Here is a 16,198-nt window from a genome sequence, read left to right as displayed (position 1 = left end):
GCTAGTTAACATTTCGAACACTAAGCGCCTAAGTGCTTTTAATTATCGGTATATCCGATAGTTTGTGTTATTAAAAGTGATTTTTTTATGCTATTCACTTCCTTGTAGACTGGAACTCGTTATATCCACTTATATAGGATTTGTTTCATATGGCACTTAAGCAGTTTTTCAAACAAGAGTCTGCACCCGGTATTATATTGATTTTTGCAGCCCTTACCGCCTTACTGATCGCAAATTCGCCTCTCACCGTTGTTTATCAGGATTTTCTCGATATGCCGGTGCAGCTGCGCATTGCGGCATTAGATATAGATAAGCCATTATTACTTTGGATCAATGATGGTCTGATGGCGATATTTTTCTTACTCATCGGCTTAGAAGTAAAGAGAGAGTTAGTTGAAGGGGACTTATCGACCCGTGAAAAAGCCATGTTACCGGCTATTGCGGCGATTGGCGGCATGCTTGTTCCTGCGGCAGTGTTTTTATTGTTTAACTTTTCCGATCCGGTAGCGAGTTCTGGTTGGGCGATACCTGCTGCAACCGATATTGCTTTCGCTTTGGGTGTGCTGGCGTTGTTTGGTAAGCGTGTGCCGGTAAGTTTAAAGGTTTTTTTACTTGCGCTGGCCATTATCGATGACCTTGGTGTTATCGTGATTATCGCGTTATTTTATAGCGCCGATTTATCCCTGACCTCACTACTGGTGGCAGCACTAAGCTGTGCTTTGTTATTCGCGATGAGTGTGCGTGGTGAGCGTCGCATGAGTTTGTACATGCTGGTGGGCTTAGTGTTATGGGTGGCGGTATTAAAGTCCGGTGTTCATGCTACCTTAGCCGGTGTGGTGCTAGGTTTCGCCATTCCGCTGCGCAATCGTGATGGTGTGGCAATGGCGTCTAAGCTTGAACATAATCTTCACCCTTGGTGTAGCTTTATGATTTTACCGTTATTTGCTTTTGCTAATGCGGGTGTTTCCCTTGCTGGCATTCCATTTAGTGCGGTATTGCAGCCATTACCAATGGGCATTATTTTGGGGCTGTTAATAGGTAAGCCATTAGGCGTGTTCACCATGAGTTACCTTGCCGTGAAAATGGGTTGGGCGAGTTTGCCAAAAGGGATTAATTTCATGCAAATATTCGCGGTGTCTATTTTGTGCGGTATTGGCTTTACCATGTCTATTTTTATTACCTCATTAGCGTTTTCCGCCGATGCTGCGGCGCTGGGGGATATTTCACGTTTAGCCATCTTAATTGGCTCTGCTATTGCGGCTTTATTAGGTTATCTGACATTGCATTTTTCTCTCGCTAAGGAGTCAAATAGCCAAGTTGAGAGATCTAAATTGAGTCTGAATTAGCACTATTTAGCTTTTTATAACGTAAAACACCTGCTTCCTTTGCGTGGCAGGTGTTTTTTATTACAACTTATATTAACCTCTGAACAATATTGTTTCTTTACTGAGAACAACCATGTCCCATCTTAACTATAACCATCTTTATTATTTTTGGATGACCCAAAAGAAAGGCTCGGTGACAAAAGCCGCTGAAGCGCTTTTTTTAACACCACAAACAGTTACCGGGCAAATTCGTCAGCTTGAACAGCGTTTAGGCGGCCGATTATTTGTCCGTAAAGGCCGTAATTTGGAGGCCACTGATCTAGGGCAGCTGATATTTAAGTATGCAGATCGTATGTTTACTTTAAGCTATGAAATGATCGATATCGTTAACTACACCAAAGATAAAAATATATTATTTGAAGTTGGGATAGCGGATGCATTATATAAACGTCTTGCTAGCCGAGTGCTAATGACGGTGGTGCCCGATGATGGTTCGATCCATTTGTGTTGCTATGAGTCGACCCACGAAATGCTACTGGAGAAGTTAAGCCAGCATAAGTTGGATATGATCTTATCCGATTGTCCCGTTGACTCTAGCCAAAACCCAGGCTTATTTAGTAAGCAAATTGGATACTGTGGTGTCAGCTTCTTTTGCCACAAGCCAGTACCCACATCCCCTTTCCCCGCTTGTTTAGAAGAGCGTAAGTTGTTGATGCCAGGTCGCAGAACGTCTCTCGGTCGCAAGCTCATCACCTATTTAGATGAGTTAGGAGTGTCGCCACAGATCCTTGGTGAGTTTGATGATGCCGCCTTAATGAAAGCATTTGGTGAGTATAATAAAGGGATTTTTGTTGCGCCGAGCATTTATAGTGATGAAATCACGGCTTCAGGTAATGTTGAGTTGATTGGAGAAACTCATGAAATTACAGAAGAATATTACGTGATTTTTGCCGAGCGGATGATCCAGCATCCGGCGGTGAAGCGCTTGTGCGAAAGTAACTTTTCAGCGTTGTTTTCAGGTTTAGAGAGTCCTGCTAAGAAGTAGGTTTGTGAGGGCAAGGATTAGCAGGCAAAAAAAAACCGACCTAGGTCGGTTTTTTTAAATACTTAGCTTAATAACAAAAATTAAAGCGCTTTAATTTGCGCGTTAAAGTTGCTCTTATGACGAGCAGCTTTGTTTTTGCTGATTAGGCCTTTAGTTGCGTAGCGGTCAAGGATAGGTTGAACCTTCTTGAATGCTTCTTGTGCAGCTTCTTTATTGCCTTCTGCAATAGCGGCAACAACTTTTTTCATGTAAGTGCGCATCATGGAGCGACGGCTAGCGTTATGCTGGCGGTTCTTCTCAGCTTGGATTGCGCGTTTCTTAGCAGACTTGATATTAGCCAAGTTCTAACTCCTAAAATCTGTCTAAACAGGGTGTATTTAAAGGCCGTGGAATATGCCTTATTGTACGTGTTTTGTCAAACCTTTTGTGTAATTAAACACCACTGCATGGTATCTCACCCGCAGCACGGTTAAACTAGACGGCGGATTTTAGCAGCATTCGCGCTGCACTAACAGTTCTAATGAGGCAATACTTGAGTAAAAAGCTACTTAAATCGGGCGCAATCGTCAGTGCCATGACCTTGATCTCACGGATCTTGGGTTTAATCAGAGATATGGTGGTCGCAAATATCTTAGGGGCAGGTGCAGCTGCTGACGTATTTTTAATGGCCAATAAGATCCCCAACTTTTTACGGCGTTTATTTGCAGAAGGAGCATTTGCGCAAGCATTTGTGCCTGTTTTCTCCGAATATCAGCAAAAAGAGGATGAAACAGAATTACGTAAATTAATTGCCGCGGTATCGGGGACGCTGGGTACTATCGTTACGGTGATCACGCTAATTGGTGTGTTAGGCTCGCCTGTGATCATTGCCTTATTTGGCTTTGGTTGGTTTGTGGATTGGTGGCAAGGTGGCCCAGATGCTGAAAAATATACCTTAGCATCAACCTTGCTCAAAATTACTTTCCCGTACTTATGGTTTATTACTTTTGTCGCCATGAGCGGGGCGATTTTAAATTCCTTGGGTAAATTTGCCATTGCTGCATTTACCCCGGTATTTCTTAATATTGCGATTATCTCTTGTGCTTTGATTCTAGCGCCTCATGTCGCACAGCCTGAGTATATTATGGCTTCAGGGGTGTTTTTGGGCGGCTTGATCCAGTTTTTGTTTCAAATTCCGTTTTTGAAACAAGCGGGTGTGTTAGTCAAGCCGAAATGGCAATGGCATCATCCTGGCGTGGTGAAAATCCGAACCTTAATGATCCCAGCGATGTTTGGGGTATCCGTTAGCCAGATCAATTTGTTGCTAGATACCGTCATTGCCAGTTTCTTGCAAGATGGAGCGCTGAGCTGGCTTTACTTTTCAGACCGTTTACTCGAATTCCCACTTGGTTTATTTGGTATTGCGATTGCTACGGTGATTTTACCTAGTTTATCGCGTTTACATGCGAGTGATTCGAAGCAAGATTTTGCCCAAACCTTAGACTGGGGTTTTCGACTGGTGTGCTTGTTAGGCGTGCCGGCGATGTTTGGTTTAATTTTACTGGCGCAACCTATGCTAGCGGTGCTGTTTATGAGCGGTAAGTTTAGTCAGGTAGACGTACAAATGGCGTCAATGAGTTTAATCGCTTATGGTTTTGGCCTGCTTAGCTTTATGCTAGTTAAGGTACTTGCGCCAGGTTATTACGCGCGCCAAGACACCAAGACGCCGGTTAAATACGGCATTATCGCCATGGTGAGTAATATGGCCTTTAATATTATTTTTGCTATTCCTTATGGTTATGTTGGTTTAGCCATTGCTACTTCTTTATCGGCCTCATTAAACGCGTTCATGTTATGGCGAGGTTTAAAAAATCAAGGTGTGTTTATATTACAACCGGGCACGGTTTGGTTTTTGATTCGTTTACTGCTTGCGGCATTCGCGATGGGGGCGTTTTTAGTCTATTTCACTCCCGATTTATCAACTTGGGCTGAACAACCTAAGTTAAGTCAGGTTTGGTTGTTAGCGGCTTTAATTAGTGCGGGGGCCGTGATTTATTTAGCCATAAACCTAGTATTCGGTTTGCGTCCACGCGATCTTCGTACCGCGGGGGGCTGATTACTCAAACTGGCTGTTATATAATCCGTCAGTTTTGTGGCTATTGGTAGAGATAATGGATCTAATCCGAGGCATCAAGAATATTAAACCTGAGCATCAGGGCTGTGTTCTTAGCATAGGTAATTTTGATGGTGTTCATAGAGGACACCAAGCGGTATTGCAGCAGCTATTGCTTAAAGCGGCTGAGTTTGCTGTGCCTGCAACAGTGATGACCTTTGAGCCTCAACCCTTGGAATTATTCCTGGGTGAAAACTCTCCCGCTCGATTGAGTCGCTTACGCGACAAATTTAGGCGTCTTGAGCAATTTGGTTTAGACCGGTTGCTATGTGTTAGATTTAGCCGTCACTTCGCCGCCATGGATGCCAATCAGTTTATTGAACAGGTGCTGGTGAATAAGCTAGGCGTCAAATTCTTGGTGGTTGGCGACGATTTTCATTTTGGCTATCGTCGCCAAGGTAATTTTGAACTGTTGCAACAAGCGGGCAAAAAATATGGTTTTGATGTGATCGCCACGCAAAGCCTGCTTCACGGTAGCACTCGGGTAAGCAGCACACAGATCCGAGATGCCCTTGCTGCAGGTCAGTTACAACACGCTGAACGATTATTGGGCCGGCCATATAGTATTAGTGGACGCGTAGCCCACGGCCAAAAATTAGGCCGCACCATAGGTGTACCGACTGCCAATATTTGGTTAAAGCGTTTAGTGACGCCGGTGAAAGGGGTCTATGCCGTTGAGATTAGGGGCATGGAGCAAGCTACTTATAGGGGCATTGCGAATATCGGTACTCGCCCGACACTGAATGGTGAGCGCCAGCAGCTAGAAGTACATATTTTCGACTATAGCGGTGATCTTTATGGCCGCCAGCTTGAAGTCGTGTTAAAACAAAAAATACGAGATGAACGCAAATTTGAAAATTTTGCGGCACTAAAACAACAAATCGAACTAGATGTCGGTCAGGCGCGTGATTATCACGGCTTGGCTGTTTGAAAATTGACCTTCCCGATAATGGAACTTGGATTAAATGAGCGACTATAAAGACACCCTGAATCTTCCTAAAACAGGGTTCCCGATGAAAGCTAACTTAGCTAATCGTGAGCCAAACATGTTGAAAGAATGGTATGCAAAGGATCTTTACGGCAAGATCCGTGAGGCAAAAAAGGGTAAAAAATCCTTTATCCTACATGATGGCCCTCCTTATGCGAACGGCGATATTCATATTGGTCACTCAGTTAACAAGATCCTAAAAGACATTATTATTAAGTCGAAAACCCTAGCGGATTTTGACTCGCCTTATATTCCAGGTTGGGATTGTCACGGTTTGCCGATTGAACTTAAAGTTGAGCAAAAAGTAGGCAAGCCAGGTCAAAAAATTAGTGCGGCAGACTTTCGTAAAAAATGTCGCGAATATGCAGCTAAGCAAGTTGATGGTCAACGCAAAGATTTTATCCGTTTAGGTGTGTTAGGTGATTGGCAAAATCCCTACTTAACCATGGACTTTTCAACAGAAGCCAACATTATTCGAGCCCTAGGTAAAATTATTGATAATGGCCATTTGCATAAGGGCTCTAAGCCGGTGCATTGGTGTACCGACTGTGGTTCCGCGTTAGCTGAAGCAGAAGTAGAGTACGAAGATAAAACCTCGCCTGCGATTGATGTTCGTTTTGCTGCTAAAGATGAAGCGGATTTGGTATCTCGTTTCGCCCTTGAAGGGGATGCAGGTGAAGGTCAAGTATCGGTATTAATCTGGACCACCACGCCTTGGACCCTACCGGCTAACCGTGCGGTAGCCCTAGCGGCGAATCTTGATTATGTGCTAGTCGAAGTGGTTTCTGCGGCAGGCAAAGAGCGTTTGATTTTAGCTGAAGAGCTAATGGATGCGTGTTTAGCGCGTTACGAAATCACTGAATTTCGTAAACTCGGCTTTGCCAAAGGTGAAGCACTAGAGCTAGCGCAATTTAACCATCCATTCTATGACTTTAGCGTGCCGGCTATTTTAGGCGAACACGTCACTACCGAATCTGGTACTGGTGTAGTGCATACCGCGCCGGGCCATGGCCAAGACGACTTTATCGTTGGTAATAAATACGGCCTAGAAGTGGCTAACCCGGTCGGTGACAACGGCGTATATAAAGCCGATACTGAACTATTTGCTGGTCAGCACGTGTTTAAAGCGAACGACAGCGTAGTGGAAGTGTTGAAAGAAAAAGGTGCGTTAATGCACTTTGTTGCTTTTCGTCACAGCTATCCACATTGTTGGCGCCATAAAACGCCGATTATCTTTCGTGCCACGCCACAATGGTTTATCTCGATGGATCAAAATGGTCTACGTGATACCGCCATGGGCGAAATTAAGTCGGTGCGTTGGATCCCTGAGTGGGGCCAAAATCGTATCGAGAAAATGGTTGAAGGTCGTCCTGACTGGTGTATTTCGCGCCAACGTACTTGGGGTGTGCCAATTGCATTATTTGTCCACAAAGAAACCCAAGAGCTACACCCGAATTCATCTGAATTAATCGAAAAAGTAGCGCAGAAAGTTGAAAAAGAAGGGATTCAAGCTTGGTGGGATCTTGACGATGCCGAGCTATTAGGTGATGAAGCCGACCAGTATCGTAAGGTACCTGATACGTTAGATGTGTGGTTTGATTCTGGTTCAACTCATGCGGCGGTTGTGGCTGCTCGCGCTGAATACAATGGCCATAAAGCAGATATGTACCTTGAAGGTTCCGATCAGCATCGTGGTTGGTTCCAGTCGTCTCTAATGACGGGCACCGCGATGAATGGCGAAGCGCCTTATAAAGAAGTGTTAACTCACGGTTTCACCGTTGATGCTAACGGCCGCAAGATGTCAAAATCTATCGGTAACGTGGTATCACCTCAAGTGGTCATGAATGAGCTAGGCGCGGATATTTTACGCTTATGGGTGGCATCAACGGATTACACCGGCGAGATGACGGTATCGGATGAAATCTTAAAACGCAGTGCTGATAGCTACCGTCGTATTCGTAATACCATGCGTTTCTTATTAGCTAACTTAAATGGTTTTGATCCGAAAACGGACATGGTAGCACCAAATGAGATGGTTGCACTTGACCGTTGGGCGGTAGGTAAAGCTAAAGAACTGCAAGATGCGTTAGTGGATGCCTACGATAACTATCAATTGCTAACCGTCACGCAAAAAATGATGCACTTCTGCTCGATTGATTTAGGTAGTTTCTACTTAGATATCATTAAGGACCGCCAGTACACCGCTAAGTCTGATGGTTTAGCTCGTCGCAGTTGTCAAACTGCCATGTACTTGATTTGTGAGTCTTTGGTGCGTTTAATGGCGCCGATCATGAGTTTCACTGCGGATGAAATTTGGCAGCGTATGCCGGGCGAGCGTGATGAATTCGTTTTCACGGGCGTTTGGTTTGAGGGCTTATTTGCATTAGATGAAAGCGAAAAACTAAATAACGAATACTGGGATGAAGTCATTCGCATCCGTGGTGAAGTGAATAAATCGCTCGAGCAAGCGCGCCGTGATGGCAAGATCGGGGGCGGCTTAGCGGCTAATGTCACTTTGTTTGTGACAACGGAGCAAGCTGAGAAATTAGCCTTGATTGAAAATGAATTGCGTTTTGTTCTGTTAACATCAAAAGCAGAAGTGAGCTTAGAAGCGGCTCCTACGACAGCAATGAAGACCGAAGTTGAGGGCTTATCCGTGTTGGTAGAGGCCTCTGAAGCCACGAAATGTGGCCGCTGTTGGCACCATATTGAAGATGTGGGCTCAGTTGCAGAGCACCCAGAGCTATGTGGTCGCTGTGTGACCAACGTATCAGGTGAAGGAGAAGTTCGCCATTATGCCTAATTCGTCGCCGCAAGAAGCGATGCAAAAAACCGGACTGCGCTGGCTTTGGCTAGCGATTCTGGTGTTTGCTGTCGATATGATCACTAAGGCTTATGTTCATCTGAACTTTGATTTGTATGAATCGATTCAGGTGTTGCCGTTTTTTAACTTCACCTATGCAAGAAACTATGGTGCCGCCTTTAGCTTCTTGCATGATGCTGGTGGTTGGCAACGTTGGTTTTTTACCAGTATTGCAGTCTTTGTGAGTGGGGTATTGCTTTACTGGCTGAAAAAGTCACCGTATCAAGAGAAATGGTTAAACGCTGCTTATACCTTGATCCTTGGTGGCGCGATTGGCAACTTAGTTGATCGTTTATACCATGGCTTTGTAGTGGACTTTTTAGATTTCGATTTTGGCTTTTATCGCTGGCCTGCATTTAATATTGCCGACAGCGCGATTTGTATTGGTGCGGTGATCATTATTCTTGATGCGTTACTTGTTAAGCGGCCAGAGCAAAAGGAAGTAAAAAATGACTAAGGCAATTACGGCTAACAGTGAAGTGGTGATGCACTTCACTATTAAGTTATCTGATGGCTCAGCGGCTGATAGCACTAAAGTCAATAATAAGCCTGCCAAGTTTCGTATGGGCGATGGCAGCCTAACAGTGAACTTTGAAAAATGTTTATTAGGTTTAACCGAAGGCGAAAGTAAGTCGTTTGAACTTGAGCCAGAAGATGCCTTTGGCCAACCTAATCCAGATAACATTTATTACGTTGAACGCAGTAAATTTGGCGCCGATGCTCCTGCTGAGGTAGGTGCTATCATTGCGTTTACTCAACCTGATGGTAATGAATTGCCGGGCATTGTACGTGAAGTCACGGGTGAATCGGTCACTGTAGACTTCAATCATCCGCTAGCGGGTCAATCGTTAACCTTTGATGTTGACGTGATCAGCATAGATTAGGAGCTAATTATGGAAATCTTATTAGCTAACCCGCGCGGTTTTTGCGCTGGGGTTCATCGTGCTATCAGTATTGTTGAGCGTGCATTAGAGCTATTTGAACCGCCTATTTATGTGCGTCATGAAGTGGTGCATAACAAGTATGTAGTCGATGGCTTAAAGGCCCGTGGTGCGGTATTTGTGGAAGAGCTTGATGAAGTACCTGATAACTCGATTGTCATTTTCAGTGCTCACGGCGTGTCTCAAGTGGTACGCAAAGAAGCGCAGCGCCGCGCGCTAAAAGTATTTGATGCAACTTGCCCATTAGTCACGAAAGTTCATATGGAAGTTACCCGTGCCAGCCGTCGTGGCCATGAGTGTATTTTGATTGGCCATCAGGGGCATCCTGAGGTGGAAGGCACCATGGGTCAGTATAATAACGAACAGGGGGGGATTTACTTAGTTGAATCGGTTGCTGATGTGGCCGCGTTAACGGTAAAAGATCCTGAACATTTGTTATTTTGTACTCAAACTACTTTGTCTGTTGATGACACTTCAGAAGTGATTGATGCGCTACGCGAAAAGTTTCCGCAAATTGAAGGGCCACGTAAGAAAGATATATGTTACGCCACTCAAAATCGTCAAGATGCGGTAAAAGACTTATCTGATAAAACCCAAGTGGTATTGGTTGTAGGCTCTAAGAACTCTTCTAATTCAAATCGCTTGCGTGAAAAATCTGAAAAAGCAGGAACCGCTGCTTACTTAATTGATACGGCTGATGATATTCGTTCAGAATGGCTAGAAGGTGTGAGTCAGGTTGGCGTTACTGCTGGAGCATCAGCACCTGAAGTGTTGGTGCGTGCCGTGGTGAGCCGAGTTGAAGCTTTGGGTGGCAAAGTGGTGATCGAAAACCCAGGTGTAGAAGAAAATGTTATTTTTGAGGTGCCTGCTGAATTGAGGTAATCAATTTAGCTTAGGTTAGCGCCTTGAATATTCAGTAATATTTTATCACAATGAAGGTAAAGCATGGCCTTAGGGTCCCGATACATAGGTAAAGGTTGAGTAATGAAAAAAATCGAAGCGATTATTAAGCCGTTTAAAATGGATGATGTACGTGAAGCGTTAGCTGATATTGGCATCACAGGGATGACAGTATCGGAAGTAAAAGGCTTCGGCCGCCAAAAAGGCCATACTGAACTTTATCGCGGTGCCGAGTACATGGTGGACTTTTTACCTAAGGTGAAAATTGAAATCGTGGTGCAAAGTGAAGATGTTGACCGCTGTATCGAGGCTATTATTCAAACTGCGCAAACGGGTAAAATTGGTGACGGTAAGATTTTCGTCACTGATGTGGTACGTGTTATCCGTATTCGTACTGGCGAAGAAAACGAAGAAGCCATTTAATTGTTCTTATTTTGCTGCTTAGGCTTAAGATAATTAGCAGATACTAAAAAGGCTCATATTAATGAGCCTTTTTTATTTGGGTTAGAAAAGAATATACCTTAGCGAACCCACTTGTTATTTGGGAAGTTTGCTTTCATGACTGCCAGCGTACGGGTCTTTGGCTCTTCAACTTTCAGCTCTGTATAACCCGTTAGCATCACTTCTAGGGCTTGCTCGGTAGCTGCGGTGTCTGGGAAGTGTTCTAACACGTACTTGCCCCGATTGATGGCCGCAACATAAGCATCGCGTTTGATATACCATTTAGCTACTTCGATTTCATAGCGCGCTAGGCTGTTTTTAATACCTATCATACGAGCTTGGGCGTCAGCGGCATAAACACTATCAGGGTAACGTTGTAATAACCGTTTAAAATCCATAAATGCATTTTGATAGTGAGCGGTGTTTCGATCAAAGCGATCGATGCCGAATAAACCATGGAAGAAAGTTGAGCTCATCGCCATATGGGTTAAGCCGCGCATATAGTAAACATAATCAATGTTTTTATGGGTCGGGCTTAAACGTAGAAATCGCTCGATATTAGCCATAGCCTGAGCAAATTCATCGCTTTTGTAATAAGCGTAAATCAGGTCAAGTTGCACTTGTTCTGAATGAGGACCAAAAGGGTAGCGAGCATCGAGTGCTTCGAGAACTTCTGCAGCTTGAGTAAAATTACCTGCTTGTAATGCCAGCTGTGCGTCTTCGTATAAAACAACAGGTGCTTTATCAGGCACTTTTTCTGCGTCATCTTTTGATGAGCAGCCTAAGGTAAATATAGCGGTAAATGCCACCGCTGAAATTAGCCGTACGCTCTTCTTCATAATACCTATTTGTTTCGTCTTTTCGTAAAAGGTGAAAGTATCCGTTATGCTGAGACAAAAGAAAAGTTAAAATAAATGATATAGTGAAGCTATTCAGCTTTTACACCCACTAATGATAAGAAGTATATGAGTCAGGAATTAGAATTACAGGGTGAGGTTGCTCCTCATCAAATTGGACAGCGATTAGATCAAGCGTTAGCGGAACTTTTCCCTGATTACTCAAGATCGCGTATTAAAGAGTGGATTTTGGCCGATCGCGTGCTTTTAGATGGGCGGATAGCGAACAAGCCAAGGGAGAAGGTATTACCAGGACAAGAAATTGTGTTGAATGCCGTATTGGAGGACGAAGTGCGTTTTGAAGCGCAGCCGATCCCACTCAATATTGTTTATGAAGATGACGACATTTTAGTGATCAACAAACCCGCTGATCTAGTGGTCCACCCTGGTGCTGGTAATCCAGATGGCACGGTTCTAAACGCCTTATTACACCATTGCCCGAGTATTGTTGAAGTGCCACGCGCAGGTATCGTACACCGCTTGGACAAAGACACAACAGGCTTGATGGTCGTAGCGAAAACCGTTCCGGCACAAACTCACCTAGTTACCGCGCTGCAAGCACGTAATATTACTCGTGAATATGAAGCCATTGCGATAGGTAAACTGACTGCCGGCGGATTGGTGGATGCGGCGATTGGTCGTCACAGTACCCATCGCACTCAAATGGCGGTTAAAGAAACAGGTAAACCCGCGGTTACACACTACCGTGTTGCTGAAAAGTACCGTTCACATACGCGCTTAAGGTTGCGCCTAGAAACTGGGCGTACCCATCAAATTCGTGTGCATATGTCTCACTTAGGCCATCCATTGGTGGGTGACCAACTTTATGGTGGGCGTGCTCGCTTGCCAAAAAATGCTGGTCCTGAGTTGGTTACTGTGTTGCGCGGCTTTAAACGTCAAGCACTACATGCCGCGATGTTGGAATTAGAGCATCCAATTACAGGCGAGTTGATGCAATGGCATGCACCGATACCTGATGACATGGTTGAACTGGCGGAAATTTTGCGTCAAGACACTAAAGATAATCCACAAGAAGAGTATTAACCCTATGCGCTTACTCAAACCGAATTGGCCTGCTCCTGCAAATGTAGTGGCTTACTCAACGACACGAGAAGGCGGTGTGAGTCAGGCGCAGTATTCAAGTCTGAATTTGGGATTGCACGTTAATGATAATGCTGAGCATGTATTAACTAATCGGGCGTTACTGAAAACTGAAGTGGGGCTTGCTAATGAGCCACTATGGTTAGAGCAAGTACACAGTACCGATGTGATTAAGGCCTCTTTGTCTACCGCCGTGGTGCCCGTTGCTGATGGCAGTTGGACCGATATTCCTGAGTTTGCATGTGTTGTCATGACGGCTGATTGTTTACCGGTACTGATAACAGACCAGCAGGGCTCTTTTGTGGCGGCGGTTCACGCCGGATGGCGCGGCCTTTGTAATGGTATTTTAAAGCAAGCTATTAGGCAGGCCCCCGCTAATAATCAAGATATATTAGTGTGGCTAGGCCCTGCTATCGGGCCAATGGCATTTCAAGTTGGCAGTGAAGTGCGAGATGCTTTTATTCAACAAAGTGACGATTTTGCGTCAGCATTTACCACAGACGAAGAAGGTAAATGGAAGGCTGACCTGTACCAGCTCGCGCGATTAGCGTTAGCTGAGCTGGGAGTCAGCCATGTCTATGGCGGTGATCATTGTACCTTTTCAGAAACAGATACCTTTTTTTCATATCGAAAAGAAGGAGTTACCGGGCGCATGGCCAGTTTGATTTATTTAACAAAATAAAAACTTGAAACTCGTGCCAGTGCACCTATCTATATAATCAGAAGATGATTAATTTTAGGATTGTTGTATGCGACTCGATAGACTTACCAGTAAATTTCAACTTGCTATCTCTGATGCCCAATCCCTTGCGTTAGGGCGAGACCACCAATTTATTGAACCCGTGCATTTAATGACAGCGTTGCTAAACCAAGACGCGGGCTCTATTCGTCCATTGTTAACCGAAGCTGGTGTTGATGTTAGCGCATTACGCTCGCAACTTTCGCAAGCGCTTGACAAACTCCCTAAGGTAGAAGGCATTGGCGGCGATGTGCAACTTGCTAATAACTTGGGTGTACTCCTTAACTATTGTGATAAGTTGGCGCAAAAGCGTAAAGATAAATACATATCATCGGAGCTATTTATTCTGGCCGCTTGTGAAGATAAAAGCGCTTTAGGTGATATTTTGCGTAAAGCTGGGGCAAACCAGAAAAATATTGAATCGGCGATTGAAAAAGTACGTGGTGGGCAAAAGGTAGATGATCAAAACGCCGAAGACCAACGACAAGCCTTAGAAAAGTACACAATCGATCTGACTGAGCGCGCAGAGCAAGGTAAATTAGATCCTGTGATTGGTCGCGATGACGAGATCCGTCGCACTATTCAAGTGTTGCAACGCCGTACCAAAAATAACCCGGTGTTAATTGGTGCCCCCGGTGTCGGTAAAACAGCAATTGCGGAAGGCTTAGCTCAGCGTATCATTGATGGTGAAGTGCCAGAAGGATTGAAGCATAAACGCGTGCTTTCTTTGGACATGGGCTCATTGGTCGCGGGCGCTAAATATCGCGGTGAATTTGAAGAGCGTTTAAAAGCAGTATTAAACGAATTGGCTAAAGAAGAAGGCCAAGTGATCCTCTTTATCGACGAACTTCATACTATGGTTGGCGCGGGTAAAAGCGATGGTGCGATGGATGCGGGCAATATGCTTAAACCTGCATTGGCACGCGGTGAGCTTCACTGTGTTGGAGCCACCACGTTGGATGAATATCGCAAGTACATCGAAAAAGATGCTGCGTTAGAGCGTCGCTTCCAGAAAGTGTTGGTTGAAGAGCCTTCGGTAGAAGATACTATTGCTATTTTACGCGGCTTGAAAGAACGCTACGAGCTACACCATAAAGTAGAAATTACCGATCCTGCGATTGTTGCAGCAGCCCAATTATCTTATCGCTATATTTCTGATCGACAGCTGCCTGATAAAGCAATTGACTTGATTGACGAGGCGGCATCAAGTATTCGCCTGCAAATCGATTCGAAACCTGAGCCTCTTGAGCGCCTTGAGCGCAAAATAATTCAGCTTAAATTAGAGCAGCAAGCGCTGACTAAAGAAGAAGACGATGCAAGTAAAAAGCGTTTGCAATTATTGTCTGAAGAGTTGGTCGAGAAAGAGTTTGCTTTTAAAGAGCTCGATGAGGTTTGGAAGGCCGAGAAAGCTGCTTTGTCAGGTACTCAGCATATCAAGTCTGAATTAGAGCAAGCGCGTCTTGACTTAGAATTTGCGCGTCGTGCAAGTGATTTAAGTCGGATGTCTGAATTGCAATATGGGCGAATCCCCGAATTAGAGAAACAGCTAGATTTAGCCTCACAAGCTGAAATGCAAGACATGACATTATTACGTCATCGCGTGAGTGAAAATGAAATTGCTGATGTGTTGTCACGTTGGACTGGGATCCCCGTCAGTAAGATGCTCGAGGGAGAAAGAGAAAAGCTGCTAAAAATGGAGCAGCAATTACATACTCGGGTAATTGGACAAAATGAAGCCGTTGACGCTGTATCCAATGCCATTCGCCGTAGTCGAGCCGGACTAGCTGATCCGAATAAACCCATTGGCTCTTTTTTATTTTTAGGGCCTACAGGTGTGGGTAAAACAGAGTTGTGTAAAGCACTGGCAAATTTCTTATTCGATACCGAAGACAATATGGTTCGTATTGATATGTCCGAGTTTATGGAAAAACATTCTGTTGCTCGGTTAGTAGGTGCGCCTCCGGGCTACGTGGGTTACGAAGAGGGCGGCTATCTTACTGAAGCAGTCCGGCGTAAACCTTATTCGGTGATCTTGTTAGATGAGGTCGAGAAGGCACATCCAGATGTGTTTAACATTTTGCTTCAGGTGCTAGATGATGGCCGTTTAACGGATGGCCAAGGTCGCACGGTTGATTTCAGAAATACGGTAATCATTATGACCTCGAACTTGGGCTCAGATGTGATCCAAGAGCATTTTCAACATGCCAGTTATGCTGAAATGAAAGAGCGAGTGTTAGGTGTGCTCATGCAAAGCTTTAGACCTGAGTTTTTAAATCGCGTCGATGAAACGGTTGTGTTCCATCCATTATTTGGTGAACACATTAAGTCTATCGCCAAGATCCAGTTGCAGCGTTTGCAGGCACGATTAACGGAAAAAGATTACCAGCTCAATGTTACTGATGCGGCATTGTCACATATTGCGGAAGCTGGGTTTGATTCGGTATACGGTGCTCGTCCTTTGAAGCGAGCTATCCAACAAGAATTGGAAAACCCATTAGCGCAGGCCATTTTGTCGGGTAAATTGATACCTGGGGCATCAATCAATGTAGATATGGAAGGAGAGCGTTTCAGTTTTACCCAGAATTAAGCTGCTAGGCGGCTTAATTCTGCTTACAGTAACCACCTTCAGATGTCATCTGAAGGTGGTTTTGCTGTAAATTTGTTCTATTTGGTTTTTTTTTGTTCGTTAATGTCTAACTTTTATAAATCTGCGTAAAACCCCTTGCACCAAAATCGAATCTCCCTATAATGCGCAACCACTGAGACGGCACAGCGCAAGGCGCAACGCAACATCAGGTGGTTAAGAA

14 protein-coding genes are annotated in these 16,198 nt (G+C 44.6%); 12 read left to right on the top strand and 2 right to left on the bottom strand.

Features of this window, described 5'->3' with window-relative positions; genetic code table 11:
* The first annotated feature begins 149 nt into the window (after positions 1-149).
* Positions 150-1,346, top strand: a complete 1,197-nt coding sequence (gene nhaA / locus K1M91_RS19240) for a Na+/H+ antiporter NhaA (RefSeq protein WP_232803880.1) — start codon at positions 150-152, stop codon at positions 1,344-1,346.
* Between the two features lie 112 nt (positions 1,347-1,458).
* On the top strand, positions 1,459-2,370 hold the full coding sequence (gene nhaR, locus K1M91_RS19235; RefSeq protein ID WP_232803879.1) for a transcriptional activator NhaR: 912 nt from the start codon (positions 1,459-1,461) through the stop codon (positions 2,368-2,370).
* An 80-nt stretch (positions 2,371-2,450) separates the two neighbouring features.
* Here nhaR and rpsT read toward each other — a convergent pair whose 3' ends face one another.
* Complete coding sequence (gene rpsT, locus K1M91_RS19230; protein ID WP_232803878.1) at positions 2,451-2,711, bottom strand: 30S ribosomal protein S20; 261 nt, start codon at positions 2,709-2,711, stop codon at positions 2,451-2,453.
* 191 nt (positions 2,712-2,902) lie between these two features.
* Here rpsT and murJ point away from each other — a divergent pair, with 191 nt between their 5' ends.
* The 7 genes from murJ to glnB all read left to right on the top strand — a co-directional run bounded on the left by murJ (position 2,903) and on the right by glnB (position 10,637).
* Positions 2,903-4,465: a murein biosynthesis integral membrane protein MurJ gene (gene murJ / locus K1M91_RS19225; protein ID WP_232803877.1), complete on the top strand. Its 1,563-nt coding sequence runs from the start codon at positions 2,903-2,905 to the stop codon at positions 4,463-4,465.
* Positions 4,466-4,520: 55 nt separating this feature from the next.
* Positions 4,521-5,453: a bifunctional riboflavin kinase/FAD synthetase gene (gene ribF / locus K1M91_RS19220; protein ID WP_232803876.1), complete on the top strand. Its 933-nt coding sequence runs from the start codon at positions 4,521-4,523 to the stop codon at positions 5,451-5,453.
* A gap of 34 nt (positions 5,454-5,487) precedes the next feature.
* Positions 5,488-8,313 (top strand): isoleucine--tRNA ligase, encoded by a 2,826-nt coding sequence (ileS, locus tag K1M91_RS19215; RefSeq protein WP_232803875.1) that lies wholly within the window; start codon positions 5,488-5,490, stop codon positions 8,311-8,313.
* Positions 8,306-8,830, top strand: coding sequence for a signal peptidase II (gene lspA, locus K1M91_RS19210; protein WP_232803874.1), 525 nt, complete (start codon positions 8,306-8,308; stop codon positions 8,828-8,830). Before ileS ends, lspA begins: the two co-directional genes overlap by 8 nt.
* Positions 8,823-9,257: an FKBP-type peptidyl-prolyl cis-trans isomerase gene (gene fkpB, locus K1M91_RS19205; protein ID WP_232803873.1), complete on the top strand. Its 435-nt coding sequence runs from the start codon at positions 8,823-8,825 to the stop codon at positions 9,255-9,257. The genes lspA and fkpB overlap by 8 nt, the downstream gene beginning before the upstream one ends.
* 9 nt (positions 9,258-9,266) lie before the next feature.
* The gene (gene ispH, locus K1M91_RS19200; protein ID WP_232803872.1) at positions 9,267-10,196 is read left to right on the top strand and encodes a 4-hydroxy-3-methylbut-2-enyl diphosphate reductase; all 930 of its coding nucleotides are present in this window, start codon (positions 9,267-9,269) and stop codon (positions 10,194-10,196) included.
* Positions 10,197-10,298: 102 nt separating this feature from the next.
* Positions 10,299-10,637 carry a nitrogen regulatory protein P-II gene (glnB, locus tag K1M91_RS19195; RefSeq protein ID WP_232803871.1) on the top strand — a complete coding sequence of 113 codons (339 nt, stop codon included), beginning with the start codon at positions 10,299-10,301 and terminating at the stop codon, positions 10,635-10,637.
* Positions 10,638-10,735: 98 nt separating this feature from the next.
* On the opposite strand, the gene K1M91_RS19190 is transcribed toward glnB, so the two are convergent.
* Complete coding sequence (locus tag K1M91_RS19190; RefSeq protein WP_232803870.1) at positions 10,736-11,494, bottom strand: outer membrane protein assembly factor BamD; 759 nt, start codon at positions 11,492-11,494, stop codon at positions 10,736-10,738.
* Between the two features lie 126 nt (positions 11,495-11,620).
* Between K1M91_RS19190 and rluD the strand changes: the two genes are divergently transcribed.
* The 3 genes from rluD (at position 11,621) to clpB (ending at position 15,978) form a co-directional block, all read left to right on the top strand.
* Positions 11,621-12,595: a 23S rRNA pseudouridine(1911/1915/1917) synthase RluD gene (rluD, locus tag K1M91_RS19185; protein WP_232803869.1), complete on the top strand. Its 975-nt coding sequence runs from the start codon at positions 11,621-11,623 to the stop codon at positions 12,593-12,595.
* 4 nt (positions 12,596-12,599) lie between these two features.
* Positions 12,600-13,334, top strand: coding sequence for a peptidoglycan editing factor PgeF (gene pgeF / locus K1M91_RS19180; protein ID WP_232803868.1), 735 nt, complete (start codon positions 12,600-12,602; stop codon positions 13,332-13,334).
* A gap of 67 nt (positions 13,335-13,401) precedes the next feature.
* Positions 13,402-15,978 carry an ATP-dependent chaperone ClpB gene (clpB, locus tag K1M91_RS19175; RefSeq protein ID WP_232803867.1) on the top strand — a complete coding sequence of 859 codons (2,577 nt, stop codon included), beginning with the start codon at positions 13,402-13,404 and terminating at the stop codon, positions 15,976-15,978.
* Positions 15,979-16,198 lie beyond the last annotated feature (220 nt).

Source organism: Motilimonas sp. E26 (assembly GCF_021278025.1).
Lineage (GTDB): Bacteria > Pseudomonadota > Gammaproteobacteria > Enterobacterales > CBDFNC01 > Motilimonas.
The sequence above is the reverse complement of the archived record's forward strand: the minus strand, read 5'-3'. Positions and strand labels throughout refer to the sequence as shown.